Here is a 16,968-nt window from a genome sequence, read left to right as displayed (position 1 = left end):
AACAGACGTTATAAACAAAAGCAGATCTTTTAATCGTTCATCATTTTTTCTTATAGCCGTCACACAAGCTCCACATTACTTCCCTACTCTAGTCGCAACTTAATGTGTTGGCAGCGAACGCCAACCGCGTCACGGATAGGATGTATATGGCAAATAAAGTCATTTTGGTTGTGCTTGATGGGCTGAACTATCAAACCGCAAACGAGTGCTTGGGCTTCGTACAAGCACTACGCAAAGAGGGACAGGCAACCCAGTACCGCATGCAGTGCGAGCTGCCGTCCATGTCTCGCCCACTGTACGAGACCATACTGACCGGCACACGCCCGGCGGTGAACGGTATCGTGAACAACCAGATCACACGCCTTTCCAACCAAACCAGTATTTTTAGCTTGGCAAAGCAGGCTGGATTAACAACGGCTGCAGCGGCCTATCACTGGGTCAGCGAGCTCTATAACCGTACACCCTACGAGCCCCGACGTGACCGATTCACCCACGACCCCAGCCTGACCATCCCATACGGGTGCTTTTATCATGCTGATCACTACCCAGATAGCCACCTGCTGATTGATGCCGAGATGTTGCGTCGTCGTCATGATCCAGACTTCTTGCTGGTGCACCCGATGAATATTGACGATACCGGTCACCGCCATGGTGTTGATAGCAGCAACTACCGCAACAGCGCGCGACACCTCGATGGGGAGCTATCGAATTACTTACCCACTTGGATCGCTGCGGGCTACCAGATCATCATCACTGCCGACCACGGTATGAATGCAGATCGCAGCCATGGCGGTATCTTGCCAGAAGAGACAGAGGTTCCCTTTATCACCATCGGTGAGCGTTTCTCCCACGACAGCGCCCTCACCCCAGCACAGACCGACATCTGCGGCACCATCTGCGAGCTGCTAGAGATTGCGCAGCACAGCAAGCCTGTCACCCAAGGTTTATTGACACTCCCAGAGGTGCGCCATGCCGTTAGCTATCTTTGATCTGGATGAAACACTGCTTTGCGGCGATACCGCATCGCTCTTTTGCCGCCGCTTGGTAAAGCTAGGGTTAGCAACACCGGACTTCCTCGCAGAAGAAGCGCGGCTCATGGAAGCTTATGCTACACGTACACTGGATATGGCTGACTACGTGCGCTTTCTTATGCGCCCCCTTAGCCAGCTATCCACAGCACAAGTCGCCGCACTGTTACCGGCATTCATTGCAGAGGATATCGCCCCGCGCATCTATCCACAGGCGCATCAACTACTGCACACACTGGCGGAGCAGAACACACGCATCTTGATTATCTCAGCCACCCCCACCTTTTTAGTGCGTGCGGTTGCGGAGCATCTGGGGGTTGCTGATGTGTTAGCGATCGATCTGACAGTGACTGACAACCACTACAACGGCGAGATTGAAGGTATCGCAAGCTACCAAGCGGGCAAAATTACCCGACTAGAGGCATGGCTGCGCGATCACCCATTCCCGCGCGCTGACATGACGTTTTATAGCGATTCGCCCAACGACCTCCCGCTGCTTGAGTACGTGCCGCACCCTGTGGCCACCAACCCAAGTCCGGTGCTTGAAGCGATCGCACACGAGAACCAATGGGACATTCTTCACTGGCAAGCCCCTTCGGCTTGCTTGGCAACACAACCGTAATAACGACAACGACCTTTAATGACTAGGAACTGAGAGTTATGTCTAAACGACTTATTGCCAGCGCAGCGGTGCTGATGGCGACTAACGCTATTGCCGCTTGTCCAACGATCACTGCGGACAAAGCCAATGGAGCCTATCCGAACCTGTTTGAAAAAGCCGAGTTCGAACGTCTTCACCAGTGCAACCTGAGCTTCGCTGAAAACCCAGCGATTCAAGCACTCAACAAGCGCATCGCCGGTAACCCAGTGATCCCTGCGGTAGCTGAACGCCTGCCACAGGAACCGCTTGTTATTGCACCATACCAGCAAATTGGCCAGTACGGCGGTGTGCTGGATGGTATCTCAAAGGCAACCGAATCTGGCACATCAGACCTTCTGGCGGTGCGTCACGTTAACCTGACTCGTTTTAGTGACGACTTGGCAACCGTTGTCCCCAATGTGGCTAAGTCTTGGCAGTGGAATGATGACTTCACTGTGCTGACCATGTCGCTGCGTAAAGGACACAAGTGGTCCGATGGCAACGATTTTACCGCCGAAGATGTGGTGTTCTGGTACCACAACATGCTGATGGATACGTCGATCATCAAGTCGCCCAAAGAGCGTTTCCTATCGGATGGTAAGCCGATGCAAGTCGAAGCGGTGGATGAAACCACGGTGCGCTTCACATTGAATGCCCCCATGCCTTCACTACCAGCGATGTTCGCCCAAGACTACGCGCAGCCGTTCCAACCAAAACACCTGCTAGAGCAGTTCCACCCAGCGCTCAACAAAGACGCTGATAAGCGCGCTCAAGAGCTAGGTTTTGAAAATGGCTATGCCGTGATCAACTTCTACTACGGCCAATCTGATTGGAAAGATGTGCCAACCCCCTTGCTAAAAGACAAGGCTGCAGCCGAGCGCTTAGTCAAAGCAGGCTACACCGCTGTAGCGCCAACGCTAGAATCGCACATTGTTGTTGAAGATACGTTGGAAGGCCGCCGCCTAGTGGCGAATCCCTACTTCTTCCAAGTGGATACAGCGGGTAACCAACTCCCTTATATCAATGAGATCAACGAAGTCTTTATTGGCGATGAGGATATCCAAGTCGCGAAGATGATCGCTGGCGAGATCGACTACAAAACTCAAGCCGTTAACCTACCTTCTGCGCCGGTGCTGTTAGAGAACAAAGCTCAAGGCAACTATAGCGTCACGCTACGCCCAAATATCTCTCTGTCTACGTACGCGTTCAACATGACCGACAAAGACCTTGAGAAGCGCGCCGTTTTCAACGACATCAACTTCCGCCGTGCTATGTCGGTGGCGATTGATCGCAACAAGATCAACGAAGTCGCCTACTTCAACCTTGGTAAGCCAGCTCAGTATACGGCCTTCGATTCTGCGACAGCGCCATTTGTCTCCGAGAAGATGCTCAACCAGTGGATTCAATTTGATCAGACATTGGCAAAGCAGCTACTCGATAAAGCAGGGGTTGTGGACAAAGATGGCGATGGCAAACGTGACCTGCCATCCGGCAAAAAGTTTGAGCTGCCGATCCTCTTCTCTACCCAAGAAACAGCGACAGAAGTGGTTGAGATCATCGCCAACAACTGGAATCAGGTTGGCATCGAAACCTCTATCAAGGAAGTAACTTCCGATGAGTACCGCAACTCCCAGTCAGCGAATGACCTGACAGTGATGTTCTGGAAGATGGGCCGCCCGCTCGCCACACTGGCATCGAACACTACGGATCTACTGCCACCTTATGGCAGCTTCTTTGACATCCGTACCGGCATGCTGTGGGAGCAGTTCCGTAACACCAACGGTGCTGAAGGTGTGAAACCACCAGCCACTGTCGACAAGATGTCTGAGCTGGCCGCGAAGTTTGTCACCCTAAAAATGGGCTCTGATGCTTCCAATAAAGTCGGTGCTGAAATTGCTCAACGCGTGGCTGATGACATGTTTGTTGTCGGCACGGTGAAAGCCGTAGCGCCTATCTATCGCAGCAACAAGCTGGGTAACTTCCAAGTCCAAAAGACACACTCTTACGACTACTACTGGAGCTATCCATATATGCCAACGCAGTGGTTCCTAGCCGAGTAATCGCCTAGATAGCCCGAGCAGCCTGTGCCTTTGTCGCAGGCTGCTGATTTTGGATCAACTAACTGCTGTATCAGATTATGACTCAATTCCTCGCACAAACCTGGCTGTTGTGGATCTTATTGATCACCGCTGGAGCCCTCACCCTCCTTGGCCGCACTAGCCAGTACTTCCACTATGTCCGAAACCGCTTTTTGATGGCTCTGGTGGGGTTATTAACGGTTAGCCTCATCGTGTTTTCGCTGATGGAAGTGCTACCGGGTGACTGTGCGGAAAAGTATATCGCTTATAAAAGCACCCAAGGCGAAACCATTACGCAAGCCGATATCGATGCAGAGCGCGCGCGTATGGGGCTGGATCAACCTTTCGCCGTGCGTTGGGGCAGCTGGGTTGCCAATCTCACTCTCAATGGTGACTTGGGCTTTAGCTGTGCAAAACGACAACCGGTTAACCTTGCCTTGGGCGATCGTTTTTGGCTCAGTTTCATGTTCTGTATCGCCGGGCTTATGTTGTCTTACCTGATCGCCGTACCGTTTGGCATCTTGTCGGCGTATGTCTTGAACAAACCATGGGCAGACCGTAATCCACAGCACACAACAGCGCGCCGTTTACTGAATACGTTAGGTTTAGGTTTAGCAAAAGCGCTAGACGTTGTGTTGCGCATCATAAGCTATTTGGGGCTTGCTCTGCCCAACTTTTTGCTCGCACTGAATATTATTCTGCTGTACGTATTTGCCGGTGAAAGCGCCCCAACCGGGCTGTTCTCCGATGCTTGGCGCAACGAGCCTTGGTTTGCCGAACAGGGTTTTCAATGGGGCAAGCTCAACGATTTTCTGGGCCATATTTGGTTACCCATTTTTGTGATCGGCTGGTCAGCCACCGCCCTGCAACTACAAACCGTACGCGCGCTTGTGGTGGATGAATCCAACAAACTCTACGTCGATGCGGCACGGGCGCGTGGCGTGCGCGGGTTAAGCCTGTGGGCCCGCTACCCGGTGCGTCATTCCATCAGTCCTCTGTTTAACAGCGTCGGCTTTGACTTCCAACGTGTCTTTAACGACCTCCCCATCGTGGCCGTTGTGATCGGCTTAACCGATGCCGCCGCTCTGCTGATCGAAGCACTCGCCATGACCAATGATCAGGAGCTGGCAGCAGGGATTCTCTTTCTGGTGGCGTTGGTCGTGATCTCAATGAACTTCATTACCGATATTGTGCTGGCCGCGGTTGACCCGCGGGTTCGTAAAAGCGTGCTAGGACACTAAGGAGATGACGATGATCGCAGCTATTTTTGGCAAACGCCGCGCGGCACAGCAAACTTCTCAAGATGCTGATTACTACACCGCCGGCCAATTTGCGCTGATCAAAGCGCGTTTTATGAAAAAGACGGTCGGCTTGATTGCAGGTTCGGTGCTTATGGGGCTCATGCTACTTGGCTTGTTCGCCTCCTTTTTCTCCCCTGTTGACCCAACCATTAATGGCGCCGATAGCGATTATCGTCGCGGCGCGCCGCAACCCGTTCTATTTTGGGATGAAAACGGCTTCTCATGGCGTCCATTCACCTATACCTACGCAAAGGAGCAACCGAAAATTGACTTCAGCGCTCTGCTGCAAAGTGGCAATCTAGACGCACTTGATCAGCTCACATCCAGCGGCGCCCTCGACGCGTCCACCCAGAATAAATTTACCGTGGATAAAGAGGCGCGCCGCTACCTCCAGTTTTTTGTAAAAGACTGGGAGTACACGATTTTGAAGATCGATACATTCGGTATCGATTGGCGCTGGGATCGACATCTCTTCGGTGTAGCAACGGGAAAAATTCACATTCTTGGTACAGATGAAGATGGTAAGGATGTGTTTAGCCGCACCCTACATGCCCTGTGGATCACCATCAGCATCGCGATCGTTGCGTTGATTGTGAAGCTGTTTATGTCACTGCTGGTCGGCGGCGTGAGCGGCTACTTTGGCGGTAAAGTCGACACCATTCTGATGGCGATCACTGAAGCGGTGCGCGTCATACCGCCAATTCCGATCTATCTTGCCTGTGCTGTGGCGCTTGCGCAGATCGATCTCACCCCAGTACAGCGCTACTTTGCCATCGCTGTGGTGATTGGTGCACTCGACTTCGCAGCACTTGGGCGGCGTTTACGCACCCATATTCTAGTTGAGCGCAACCAAGACTATGTGTTGGCGGCCCAACTGGCAGGGGCGAGCCATATGCGCGTGATTTGGCGTCACCTCGTTCCAAGTTTTGGTAGCTATATCATCGTCGATACGCTGATCAACTTCCCTTACGTGATCTTGGCGGAGACCAGCTTGAGCTTTTTAGGATTGGGTCTAACCGAGCCGGTCAACAGCCTCGGGGTGCTATTGCAAAAAGCCCAAGACCCAGACATTCAACAAAACATGATCTGGCAGTTCTTTCCTGTAGCGGTATTCGTGCTGCTCATTATGGCCTTTGTATTCGTGGGCGATGCCCTGCGTGATGCAGCAGACCCCTACTCAGAGAGGAATAAATAACATGACCGCTTCAGTGACAAACCGTAATAAGCTTCTTGATATTAACAACTTAACCATCGACTTCCGCACCGATGAGGGACTGATTCGTGCCGTGGATGATGTCAGCTTATCTGTCCGCGAAGGCGAAGTGATGGGGCTAGTGGGCGAGAGCGGCTCCGGAAAGTCTGCAACAGCAAAAGCGATCATGCGTCTCCATCCGGGCAACACCATTTTTCAAAAGCCCAGCCAGATCAATTTCTATCATAATGATCAGGCCCATTCGATTCTCACGCTACGCGAGCGCAAGCTCAATCTTGTGCGTGGAGAGCAGGTTTCGATGATTTTTCAGGAGCCGATGGCAAGCTTCGCACCCGCCATTACCCTTGGCGAGCAGATGATTGAAACGATGCAGATACACCGCCGTATTGATCGCGCCACGGCACGTAAAGAGGGCATCGCCCTGTTTGATCGTGTCGGTATCCCCATGCCCGACAAGCGTTTCGACCAATATGTCTTCGAGCTGTCTGGAGGCATGCGCCAACGGGCGATGATCGCGATGGCACTCTCTACGCAACCTAAATTGCTGATCGCCGACGAGCCCACCACTGCACTGGATGTTACCATCCAAGCGCAGGTGCTGGAGCTGATGCTTGAGCTACGTGAGCAGATGGGGATGGCGATGATCTTTATCACCCATGATCTCGGTGTCATTGGCAAGGTGGCGGATAATGTCACCGTGATGCAGCGCGGCCGCGTTGTTGAGGCAGGCGCCATGGAGCAGGTGATCTACCACCCTCAGCACGAGTATACCCAGCGTTTGCTCAACTCCCTCCCCCACTTGAGTACACTCTCGGATGTCAAAACCGACACCTTAGAGCCATTCCTAACAGTCAGTCATGCACAGATTCAATACCCCGCCGCAGGCGCTAAACGCAACGGCGAAGCGTTTACCGCAGTAAAGGATATCTCGCTAACGCTGCCCAAAGGCAAGATTATCGGCCTAGTGGGCGAGAGTGGCTCAGGCAAAACATCGCTAGGTAAGGCAATGTTAGGGGCTGTACCTCTGAGCCACGGTGAGATCACCTTTCATGGCGAGCACCCTCTCAAACTTCAAGCCAAGGGTAAAATTCCGCGCCGCGAGATCGCTGCGCGTGGCCAGATGGTTTTCCAAGACCCTTACAGCTCCCTCAACCCTCGCATGACGGTGCGAGACATTATCGCGGAGCCGCTAGAAGCGATGGGACTCACTAAAAATAAGGCTGAAACTGACGCGCGCGTTATCGAGATCGCCAAGCTTTGCAAGCTCAACATCGATCACCTACGCCGCTTCCCACATGCGTTTTCTGGCGGGCAACGCCAGCGGATCAGCATTGCGCGGGCGTTGGTGTGCAACCCACAGTTTCTGGTCGCTGATGAATCGGTTGCTGCGCTGGATGTATCCATTCAAGCGGAGATTCTCAATCTTCTGAAATCACTGCGTGATGAGCTTAACCTCACCATCCTGTTTATCTCCCATGACCTCAGTGTGATCGCTAACCTCTGTGATTGGGTCTGTGTGATGAAGCAGGGTGAGCTGATCGAGGAGGGCAGCGTGCGTAAGATCTTCTTGGATCCTCAAGCGCCCTATACCCAACGCCTCATTGGCGCGATTCCATTGCTCGATCAGAAGAAGTTAGACGCGGCCTGTGAACCGCTCAACACCCTATCAACAGCAGCCCCTGCGCAGCCTCAGGGTTGCCTGCAATCACGTTACCGTGTCATCAACGGGTAACACTGGCGCGCTTTAATTGCCGGTTTTGATAAGTGAGGAGCGCAAGATGGATCTTTCGATGTCAGAGATCAAGGCGTTCAACGCAACCGTCAAGTGCGGCAATTATACGCGCGCGGCCGCAGACTTGGGCGTAAGCCAACCGGCCATCACCGTGCAGATTCGCAAACTTGAGGCTCGCTTCGATAGCGCGCTATTCGAGCGGATTAACAACGGCGTACGCCTAACAGCCACCGGCCAAGCGCTCTATAAAATCACTCGTCAGTATCCTGATTTAGAACTATCCATCAAGGCGCTGGCGCGGCCGGGTGCAGCATCGCAACCGGTTGTGCGCGTGGCCACCGCCTCACCGCTCATCTTTATGCCGCTGTTCGCTGCGTTTTATCAGCACTACCCCGACGCAACGCTCAATATTACCTCCGGCACCACGAACGAGTGCCGCGAGATGCTGCATGAGCGCGAGGTCGATATTGGCCTCTACCCCGCTGCCAAAGAGGAGAAAGGGATATCCCGCCTCTCCTATCACAGCCATTGCCTAACTGCCGTGGTCCCTCATAATCACGAGCTAGCCAATTTGCCCACCGTCAGTGTGCAGCAGTTGGCGGACTACCCTCTTATCTACTCACGCTCGAATGCTTATACCCAGTATCTCGTCGACAAAGCGTTTACCGGTTGCGACGTAGAACCCAAACACCATATCCATATGGACTCACGCTATGACACCTGCGAAGCTGTTGTGTATGGCTTGGGGATCGGCTTTGCGCTTGAGAACGATGTTCGCCCCGATCCGCGATATCGCATGGTGCGCGTCGCAGAATCAGATGAGGAGGTGGTCGAGCATGTGGTTTGGTTGAAGTCACGCAGTGCGATGCCGGGCATTCGAAATTTTGTTGATGTGGCCATTCAAACGCGCAGCAGCGCCCTCTCTGGATAATCCGCATTCAGTTACAGTTGCCTATACTGGTTATTGCACGCAGGAAATGATCCTTTTATCGTGAAAGATGGTTTTATGCTGCAGAGATGGAACAGACTGCGCGATAATAGGGTCCTAATAGCGCCTCTGCCACGGATAAAAAGAGCGACCACATGCCTATGAAATTACTCACAAAAACACTAATTAGTCTTGCTATCGCATCTATTATCAGTGGTTGTGATACCCAGAAAACCGACGTCGAGTATCTCGAATCTGCAAAAAACTATGCCTCTCAAGGGGATGAGAAAGCATTTATCATCGACCTTAAAAGCGCACTCCAAGCCAACCCTTCCAACCAAGAAGCGCGGCTCTTGCTCGGCAACTACTATCTAAACCGGCAGCAAGGCGCGTTGGCAGAGAAAGAGTTTAAGCGCGCTATTGATGCTGGCGCTGCTGCACAATTACTCGCAGCAGAGCTTGCACAGGCGCAGTTATACCAATATCAGTTTGAAGAGATACTCGACATCGACACCGAGTCTTTGGACAAGGATGAACAAACCTTGGTGTACTTTTATCAAGGATTGGCTGCCATCTCTCTGCATCAGCCTAGTGAGGCGAAGGCGAACTTTGCAGCCGCAGCCAACGGCTCAGGTACGTACAGCAAACTGGCAAGCGCTTATGGCGCTGCGTTAGAGCGAAACTTTGAGCAAGCAACCGAGCAGCTGCAGCGCTTATTGGCACAGGAGCCAAATAACACTGAGGCGCTGATTCTCTCTAGCCGTCTACTCTCTGCACAGCAAAAGCATATTGAGGCAGGCGATACACTGGCAAGAGTGCTAGAGCTGCAACCTAACCGTCGCCATCTCAATCTGATTGCCGCGCAAGCGTACCTAGACGGAAAAGCCTTTGAGCAAGCCGAGCAGCATGTCGATACCGTGCTCAAATTTACACCCAACCATCTGCTGTCTAACTTGCTGAAGGCGAAGCTGCGCCTACAAGCCAAAGACTGGGAAGCGGCCAGTGCCGCCGCAGGTATCGTGCTCAACGGCAACAGTAATACGCCCGAGGCTCGTTTAGTAGCCGGCATCGCAGCTTTCAACTTGCAGAAATGGGAGCAAGCCCATACCCACCTACGGACCTTAAAAGACACGCTTAAGCCCGGCGACAGTGCACTGCAAATGTTGCATTACACAGCCTCCAAACTTGGCTTAGCAACCACTGCTGACGAAGTTATCAACAGCATAGGCTCCATTGACAAAGACAACAAAGCTCTCGTTTCCTTGTTCGGCAACAGTTTTTTACGTGCCGGTAGCAGCGATGAAGCTCTCAAGCTGTTTGAAGCCTACGCCGATGCCGACCCGGATAATACCAATATCCAAACCGGTATTGGTGCGCTGAAATTGGCCTCAGGTGATACAACCGGGCTTGATGAGATTCAAGCGGTTCTCAAGAAAGATCCAGCTGCGTACCGCGCTCGCGTTGCGCTTATTCGCTACCACTTACAGCAACAGCAAACAGCGCAAGCACTTAAGGTAGCTAAGGACTACCTTCCGTTGAAGCCAAACGATCTGAATGGTTATCTGCTCGTGGCTGACATCCTGCGCCGCACGGGTGACCCAAGCCGAGCCAAAGAGGTGTTGAATAAAGCGTTAAGTATTGAGACACCAACGGGCAAAACGAGTGAGGTATTGGGCATGCTGACCAGCATTGCCCTGCAGGAGAACAACCTAAGCAATGCGGAGCGTTATCTTACCGAGATTCTCGAGATTGAGCCCGATAACCGCTCTGCGTTAATTGGTATGTATCGTCTGCAGAAACGCTTAGGAGATACATCACGCTTTGAGAGTCGCCTCACTCAGCTACTCGAAAGCCAGAGCACGCCAGCGTTGCAGCTTATCGCCGCTCAAATCGCAGCTGATCAAGCTGAATATACACGCAGCCTCGCGCTCTTGGGGCAAATTCCAGACGATGCGCCCCAACATGAAGATGCGCTGGCAGTACAGGGGCAAATTCACCTTGCCCAGCAACAGTTTTCGCAAGCTGCCAGCGTCTACGAACAGTGGCAAAACGAATACCCCAGCAGCGAGCAGGCTTTATTTGGCGAGGTCTACTCACTGGCACTCAGCGGCCAAACCGATGCTGCATTGTTTAAAGCACGTCAAAGTTTAGAGAAAAAGCCGAATCAACAGCTAGCGATCGCGGAGATTCTGATCCTGCTAGAAAACGACCGCCAAGAGCAAGCTCGACAACAAACGACGCGTTTTTTACAAACTTACCAAGCAACACCGGGCTTCTACTGGGCATTGGGAAAACACTATGCCAGTACAAAAGACTATTCAGAGTCAGCAAAGCAGTTTGCTCAAATGCACCAACTCGCGCAAAGCAGCCAATCTCTGATGTTATATGCTGAGTCTTTGACTCAAGCCAAGCAGGTACAGCAAGCCGACAAGCTTATTGCAGACTGGTTAGCCGCACACCCTAACGACAAAGATGTGCTGTTGTATGCCACCAACCGAGATATCGTAAACAACGATATTGACCACTCAAAATCGATCCAGCGTTACCGAGCAATATTGAAGCAAGACCCGAGTAACTATATCGTCATGAACAACCTTGCTTGGCTGTTAGGCGAACAAGGGCAGGTGCAACAAGCGCTTAAGTATGCTCGTGCAGCACAAGCTGAAAAGCCTGGCTCTGCTAATGTTCTCGATACCTTGGGCCATTTGTTACTAAAAGCGGGCGATCATGCGCAAGCGGTAGACACATTAGCCAAGGCTTATCAACTGGCGCCTCAGAACCCATCTTTAGGCTATCGTTACGCACTGGCTTTGAGCGCATCAAAGCAACCTAGCAAAGCCAAAGAGGTGCTGGAGCCTTTATTAGAGAAGCAGTTTCCAGAGCTTGCTCAGGCCAAAACGCTGATGAAAAACCTTTAAACTCGGTGGGCCCCGCCTATTAAGGCTGGGGCCTACTGAAGCGAATCGCAAACACAAACACCCCATCCAATGTAAAGAAAGCTGACAAAGCCCAAAAAAAGTGTCAGAAAAATTTACAAACCACTTTTACAGCTCGCCATAAAAAATAAAAAATCATTGAAAAACATATATTTAACAAAACTGGCACATATTCTGTATACAAGATAATACAGCAACCAATTTTGTGAGCAGGTATACAACATGAAAACTCTAACGACTACTTTTGCCGCAACAGCGCTGGCGCTTGGGCTCAGCTCAGCAGCTAACGCCAATATGATGTATTTGGACCTGTCATCTTTTGGTGGCAACGATGCAGATACTGCACGTTTTATCGGTGCTCCAGATGCTAACACTCAAACGGGTTCTTTCTCTGAGTTTGGCTTCAGCCAAATGCTGGCAACATCTATCTATGACTTCTCTGATGGCAGCCTGTTAGGGGATTTCTACGACACTAACATCGCATCTGAACTGAATGCAGCAGGCGTTCCAACTTCAGGTACAGCAATTGACGGCGTAACACCTGTTAACCTTGCGATGCCAAACTGCCCAGCAGGCCAGTGTGATATCGACGCTCTAAGCCCACTGGTTCCGCCATTGGCTTCTGATAACGAAGGCTTCCTGCAGTCTTGGGACTTGCAAGTTGAGTACCACTTTGACGGTACGCTGACACCAGCGGGTCCTGTTTACACAGGCGGTTATGTAAACGTTTACTTCAATGACCTAGTACTAGGCGATGGCGATAGCAGCGGCCTAGCGTTCTCTGCAGACCTTACAGGTTCTAACATCCAAGCAGCGAACCTAGACCTGTTCTTCGATATCACATTCGCAGCGGATGACTTCCTGAACATTTGGAACGGTTCTGCTTGGGTAGACGCAGCAGATGCAGTTGCTAGCGGTAACAACCCAACATTGACGCTAGATACAAACGTAAACCCACCGATCCCAGGTGCAGACGAGTTACTACTGGTAGACGGTAACCTTATCCGTCAATCAACTCTAGACGGCTCTATCACTGGTAAAGTACCAGCACCAGGTTCAATCGCACTGTTCGGTCTTGGTTTGCTGGGTCTTGGTCTAGCTGGCCGCCGCAAAAAAGCAGCGTAATAGCTTAATTTAGTTCCCCGAAAAAGCCTCTGTAGTCTCGGCTACAGAGGCTTTTTTGTGGGTGCAGTAATATTTGTAAAAGATACTGACACATATCACTGCAATGCTGTTAGTTATACGCAACACTCGTTAAGATGTTCATATGCTATAGTCCAATACTACCTAAAACAGGAATGTTTGATGTACAACTACGAAGCCTCGATTTCGCGTAATATCGGCTGGGTCACTCACGCAGAACAGCAAACGCTACGTAGCAAAAAAGTAGCGATAGCGGGTTTAGGTGGCGTTGGTGGGGCGCATTTACTCACGCTGTCACGCTTAGGTATTGCTAACTTTAGCATCTCAGATTTTGATGAATTTGAGGTTCACAACTTCAACCGCCAAGCTGGTGCCTTTGTCAGCACGCTAAACGAGCCTAAGCTCGATGTCATGCAGCGGATGGCACTGGATGTAAACCCTGAAGCCAAGATAGAAACGTTCCCTGAAGGTGTTAATGAAACCAACATCGACGCTTTTCTCGACGGGGTCGACCTTTATGTTGATAGTTTAGATTTCTTTGCCTTAGATGCACGGAAGCTTGTCTTCAAAAAGTGCAAAGAGAAAGGCATCCCCGCTATCACAGCAGCACCACTGGGCATGGGCTGTTCGTTTCTGGCCTTCTTGCCAGGTCATATGAGCTTCGAGGATTACTTCAAGTTAGAAGGCTACACCTCCGAAGAGCAGCTAGTCCGTTTTTTGATCGGCTTGTCACCCGCGATGCTCCAAGTGAAGTACCTGGTGGATAAATCAGCTGCCGATTTTAAAGCGCAGAAAGGCCCATCCACCCCAATGTCTGTTGATATGTGCGCGGGTATCGCTGGGACCAATGCGCTAAAAATTCTTCTAGGGCGCGGAGAAGTTATTGCAGCTCCCCACGGTCTCCACTTTGATGCGTATCGCAACAAACTTAGCAAGACTTGGCGACCAGGTGGTAACAACCACCCTCTACAGCAAATCGCATTCAAAGTGGCAAAAAAGCTTCTACTATAAATGATATACCAACGCTGGCAGCCGTGGTTAAGGCGCTGGAACAGCCGCTAGGCGGGCTCCCCAATTAAAGAGGTTGAGTTATGAGCAGTTTACTCGCAGATGGTTTTCAAACTTATTTTTCTGTGGACCTTGCCACATCAGAAGAGCTAAAGAAGCAGGTCTATCAAGTTCGATACCGCGTCTATTGCGAGGAGTTTCAGTACGAGCCAACCTCTGATGATGACGACGGCGAGGAGCGTGATGATTTCGATGACTACTCGCTACACTGCATCATCCGCCATAAGCCAAGTGGCTACCCCGCAGGCTGTGTAAGACTGGTACCCGGTGCCACGGATGGACACGACGCACTGCTGCCGCTAGAGCGCTTCTGCCCCGATAGCCTAGATAATGCCCTGCTCAATGAGTTACAGCTGCCCCGCAGCCAAATGTGCGAAGTCTCACGCCTCGCTGTTGATGGTTCATTCAGACGCCGTCATAACGAGCACCGTGACCGCTTCGGTAGCGCAGCCGCATTGACGTTTGGTGAGGAAGAGCAGCGCGTCTTCCCATTGATAGCGGTTTCCGCATTCTTAGCCGCTACATCAATGAGCATTATCACAAACAAGACCCACGCCTTCGCTATGATGGAGCCCTTTTTGCCTAAGTTACTCAAACGCTCAGGTATTAACTTCACTCGGGCGGGTGAAGATGTGGATTATCATGGCATTCGTGCGCCGTATTACATCACCGCGCAAGAAGCGATAGATAATATGAAGCCAGAACTGCGCTCCTTATACGACGATATTCACGCCATTCTGGTGGAGGAGTTCCAGCAGGCTCGGTAATGACCCAGCCTGCTGTTTAATGGCTAACGTGCGCTTGTGGACTCAAAAATTTTGTCCGCATTCGCTTCAACAAAGCCTTGATAGACCACCCCTTCAGCGTCCGCATAGCGTTTGGCGAACTCGTAAAAGCAGGTAGGTATCCGTTGCTCATTGCCACCAGCAAACGTAAATACCTCTTGATCAGCCATCGTTGAGCCTTGCTCCAGCAGAGCCTGCGGAGAGCCTTTCACCTCACCACCCACGCTATTTACAGCGTAACCTGCTGCTTTCACACGCGTAAGCACTGCTTCAATACTGTCCACCGACGTTAAGGCATTTACACTCACCGTGAAGTGGTTAACACGCACACCAATCGCTAGTAACCAAGCGCCATACTCTGATTCAGCCATCACCGCTTGGTAGTCTTCCCAACTGGGCATACCCCAATGACGTCCAGACCAAAATACAGACGGTGCCAGAGTCTCTGCTTGAATCTGTGCGGTGTAGCGCTGAATAATCGCCTGTACGTCACCGCTAAGTTCCTCCACTAAAAGCTCCGAGCAGAAGATCTTCGGTTGCTCAGGGTCAGGATGGATAAAACTATGCGCGCGTAAAGACTTCGATACAAAGCGGTAGCTATCTTGGCGCTCATAGCCCAACGACAAGATGATCGGTTCCAGGTTATCCAAACAGATGGGGGTACCCGCAAAGGTACGAAAAGCCACATGATCGTTGACCACAGTGCCATCGCTCTCTTTAAAGAGATCGTGAATCACCTGCGCTTGGGGTGTGATTTGGGTGTAGTCTTTCCAAAGCTGTGCGAAAAACTCGGTAACAGGTAGTGCGGTTGACATGAGTAATTGCTCCCATTTTTTTCGCTCAGTGTGCGTGAGTTAAATTTAGGGAGCAAACAATAATATTTACCTATTTAGGTAAATTTTTCTTAACTCATTTAAAGAGTCATTGATGCACTATCACGCTGATATAGCGTGACCACCGCGGCACCGCCTAACCCTAAGTTATGCTGCAGCGCCACTCGAGCACCGGCGACTTGCCGTGCCCCCGCATCACCACGTAAATGCCACACCAGCTCAGCACACTGAGCTAAACCCGTCGCACCGATAGGATGCCCTTTAGACATAAGCCCCCCTGAAGGGTTAACCACGAAACGGCCACCGTAGGTATGATCACCTGCACGAACGAAGCGCTCCGCCTCCCCAGCTTCGCATAGTCCTAAGCCCTCATAAGTGATCACTTCATTGGGGGTGAAGCAGTCGTGTAACTCAACAACATCCACATCCGCCAGATCAACGCCGGCTTCATTCAACGCTTGGTTGGTGGCTAGCTGTGTCATTTGAGCACCGATCAAGTCGATCGGATTATCCCAGCTATCAGCTGTATCGGTCGTCATACTCTGCCCAGCAATACAGACCGGCTTTCGAATACCATGTCGCTTGGCAAACGCATCACTGCAAATAATCGCCGCGGCAGCGCCACACGTTGGTGGGCACGCCATAAGACGTGTCATATAGCCATCGTAGATGGTTGGCGAGCTAAGCACCTCCTCTACCGTAAGTGGCTTATTAAAAAGAGAGCGAGGATTGTTCAGCGCATGGGCTCTGGTTTTTACAGCAACCTCAGCAAACAAGGAGGCGGGAGCGGAGTAACGCTCCATATAGGCACGTCCTGCTGCGCCAAACATCTGCAGCGCTAAAGGCCCTGCTGGTGTATGCGGAGCGATCTCCTTTAAACGCCCCAGCATCGGATCGAAAGGAGATTCACGGTCCTCCCAATGAGACGCCAACGCTCCGGGCTGCATCTCCTCAAAGCCAAATGCAAGTACACACTCGGCAGCCCCACTTGCCACCGCTTGGCGCGCAAGAAACAGCGCCGTGGAGCCGGAGGAGCAGTTGTTGTTCACATTGATAATCGGAATACCCGTCATGCCAACGGAATAGAGGGCATTTTGTCCACAGGTGCTATCACCATAGATATACGCACCAAAAGCTTGCTGAACCGCGCCGTATGGGACCCCAGCGTCTTGTAACGCAGTCTCAACAGCCTCTTTCACCATCACACGATAAGGTTGATGTTGGCCAGGTTTATAGAAGCGTGTCATACCAACGCCTGCAACATATGCAACAGTCATCACTCT

13 protein-coding genes are annotated in these 16,968 nt (G+C 51.6%); 11 read left to right on the top strand and 2 right to left on the bottom strand.

The genetic code is table 11. The features are described 5' to 3' along the window. Positions 1-146: 146 nt before the first annotated feature. The 11 genes from E4L36_RS04235 (at position 147) to E4L36_RS04185 (ending at position 14,834) form a co-directional block, all read left to right on the top strand. The gene (locus tag E4L36_RS04235; protein ID WP_136679370.1) at positions 147-989 is read left to right on the top strand and encodes an alkaline phosphatase family protein; all 843 of its coding nucleotides are present in this window, start codon (positions 147-149) and stop codon (positions 987-989) included. Beyond that, entirely contained in the window at positions 970-1,650 is a 681-nt protein-coding gene (locus tag E4L36_RS04230; protein ID WP_136679369.1) for an HAD family hydrolase, read from the top strand. The genes E4L36_RS04235 and E4L36_RS04230 overlap by 20 nt, the downstream gene beginning before the upstream one ends. 38 nt (positions 1,651-1,688) lie before the next feature. Continuing rightward, positions 1,689-3,728, top strand: a complete 2,040-nt coding sequence (locus E4L36_RS04225) for an ABC transporter substrate-binding protein (protein WP_136679368.1) — start codon at positions 1,689-1,691, stop codon at positions 3,726-3,728. Between the two features lie 77 nt (positions 3,729-3,805). Continuing rightward, positions 3,806-4,987 carry an ABC transporter permease gene (locus E4L36_RS04220; RefSeq protein WP_136679367.1) on the top strand — a complete coding sequence of 394 codons (1,182 nt, stop codon included), beginning with the start codon at positions 3,806-3,808 and terminating at the stop codon, positions 4,985-4,987. A gap of 10 nt (positions 4,988-4,997) precedes the next feature. Continuing rightward, positions 4,998-6,242 carry an ABC transporter permease gene (locus E4L36_RS04215; protein WP_136679366.1) on the top strand — a complete coding sequence of 415 codons (1,245 nt, stop codon included), beginning with the start codon at positions 4,998-5,000 and terminating at the stop codon, positions 6,240-6,242. 1 nt (position 6,243) lies between these two features. Then, positions 6,244-7,992: an ABC transporter ATP-binding protein gene (locus E4L36_RS04210; protein ID WP_136679365.1), complete on the top strand. Its 1,749-nt coding sequence runs from the start codon at positions 6,244-6,246 to the stop codon at positions 7,990-7,992. A gap of 46 nt (positions 7,993-8,038) precedes the next feature. Next, entirely contained in the window at positions 8,039-8,923 is an 885-nt protein-coding gene (locus E4L36_RS04205) for a LysR substrate-binding domain-containing protein (protein WP_136679364.1), read from the top strand. A 158-nt stretch (positions 8,924-9,081) separates the two neighbouring features. Continuing rightward, positions 9,082-11,838, top strand: a complete 2,757-nt coding sequence (prsT, locus tag E4L36_RS04200; RefSeq protein WP_206064507.1) for an XrtA/PEP-CTERM system TPR-repeat protein PrsT — start codon at positions 9,082-9,084, stop codon at positions 11,836-11,838. Between the two features lie 240 nt (positions 11,839-12,078). Beyond that, the gene (locus E4L36_RS04195; protein WP_136679362.1) at positions 12,079-12,981 is read left to right on the top strand and encodes a PEP-CTERM sorting domain-containing protein; all 903 of its coding nucleotides are present in this window, start codon (positions 12,079-12,081) and stop codon (positions 12,979-12,981) included. A 180-nt stretch (positions 12,982-13,161) separates the two neighbouring features. Next, complete coding sequence (locus E4L36_RS04190; protein WP_136679361.1) at positions 13,162-14,010, top strand: ThiF family adenylyltransferase; 849 nt, start codon at positions 13,162-13,164, stop codon at positions 14,008-14,010. A gap of 80 nt (positions 14,011-14,090) precedes the next feature. Then, positions 14,091-14,834 carry a PEP-CTERM/exosortase system-associated acyltransferase gene (locus tag E4L36_RS04185; RefSeq protein ID WP_136679360.1) on the top strand — a complete coding sequence of 248 codons (744 nt, stop codon included), beginning with the start codon at positions 14,091-14,093 and terminating at the stop codon, positions 14,832-14,834. Positions 14,835-14,857: 23 nt separating this feature from the next. On the opposite strand, the gene E4L36_RS04180 is transcribed toward E4L36_RS04185, so the two are convergent. After that, positions 14,858-15,667 (bottom strand): DUF1338 domain-containing protein, encoded by an 810-nt coding sequence (locus E4L36_RS04180; RefSeq protein ID WP_136679359.1) that lies wholly within the window; start codon positions 15,665-15,667, stop codon positions 14,858-14,860. A gap of 98 nt (positions 15,668-15,765) precedes the next feature. Then, positions 15,766-16,962 carry a lipid-transfer protein gene (locus E4L36_RS04175; protein WP_206064506.1) on the bottom strand — a complete coding sequence of 399 codons (1,197 nt, stop codon included), beginning with the start codon at positions 16,960-16,962 and terminating at the stop codon, positions 15,766-15,768. Positions 16,963-16,968 lie beyond the last annotated feature (6 nt).

Origin of the sequence: Neptunomonas sp. XY-337 (assembly GCF_004959845.1) — a bacterium.
Classification (GTDB): domain Bacteria; phylum Pseudomonadota; class Gammaproteobacteria; order Pseudomonadales; family Balneatricaceae; genus Neptunomonas; species Neptunomonas marina.
Note: the sequence above shows the minus strand (reverse complement) of the source record. Positions and strands in the feature narration are given on the sequence as shown.

Bases quoted from the DNA above. Each gene is read 5' to 3' on its own strand.
- E4L36_RS04180 (WP_136679359.1), bottom strand. From the start codon at position 15,667: ATGTCAACCGCACTACCTGTTACCGAGTTTTTCGCACAGCTTTGGAAA.
- prsT (WP_206064507.1), top strand. From the start codon at position 9,082: ATGAAATTACTCACAAAAACACTAATTAGTCTTGCTATCGCATCTATT.
- E4L36_RS04225 (WP_136679368.1), top strand. From the start codon at position 1,689: ATGTCTAAACGACTTATTGCCAGCGCAGCGGTGCTGATGGCGACTAAC.
- E4L36_RS04185 (WP_136679360.1), top strand. From the start codon at position 14,091: ATGAGCAGTTTACTCGCAGATGGTTTTCAAACTTATTTTTCTGTGGAC.
- E4L36_RS04205 (WP_136679364.1), top strand. From the start codon at position 8,039: ATGGATCTTTCGATGTCAGAGATCAAGGCGTTCAACGCAACCGTCAAG.
- E4L36_RS04230 (WP_136679369.1), top strand. From the start codon at position 970: ATGCCGTTAGCTATCTTTGATCTGGATGAAACACTGCTTTGCGGCGAT.
- E4L36_RS04195 (WP_136679362.1), top strand. From the start codon at position 12,079: ATGAAAACTCTAACGACTACTTTTGCCGCAACAGCGCTGGCGCTTGGG.
- E4L36_RS04215 (WP_136679366.1), top strand. From the start codon at position 4,998: ATGATCGCAGCTATTTTTGGCAAACGCCGCGCGGCACAGCAAACTTCT.
- E4L36_RS04190 (WP_136679361.1), top strand. From the start codon at position 13,162: ATGTACAACTACGAAGCCTCGATTTCGCGTAATATCGGCTGGGTCACT.
- E4L36_RS04210 (WP_136679365.1), top strand. From the start codon at position 6,244: ATGACCGCTTCAGTGACAAACCGTAATAAGCTTCTTGATATTAACAAC.
- E4L36_RS04175 (WP_206064506.1), bottom strand. From the start codon at position 16,962: ATGACTGTTGCATATGTTGCAGGCGTTGGTATGACACGCTTCTATAAA.
- E4L36_RS04235 (WP_136679370.1), top strand. From the start codon at position 147: ATGGCAAATAAAGTCATTTTGGTTGTGCTTGATGGGCTGAACTATCAA.
- E4L36_RS04220 (WP_136679367.1), top strand. From the start codon at position 3,806: ATGACTCAATTCCTCGCACAAACCTGGCTGTTGTGGATCTTATTGATC.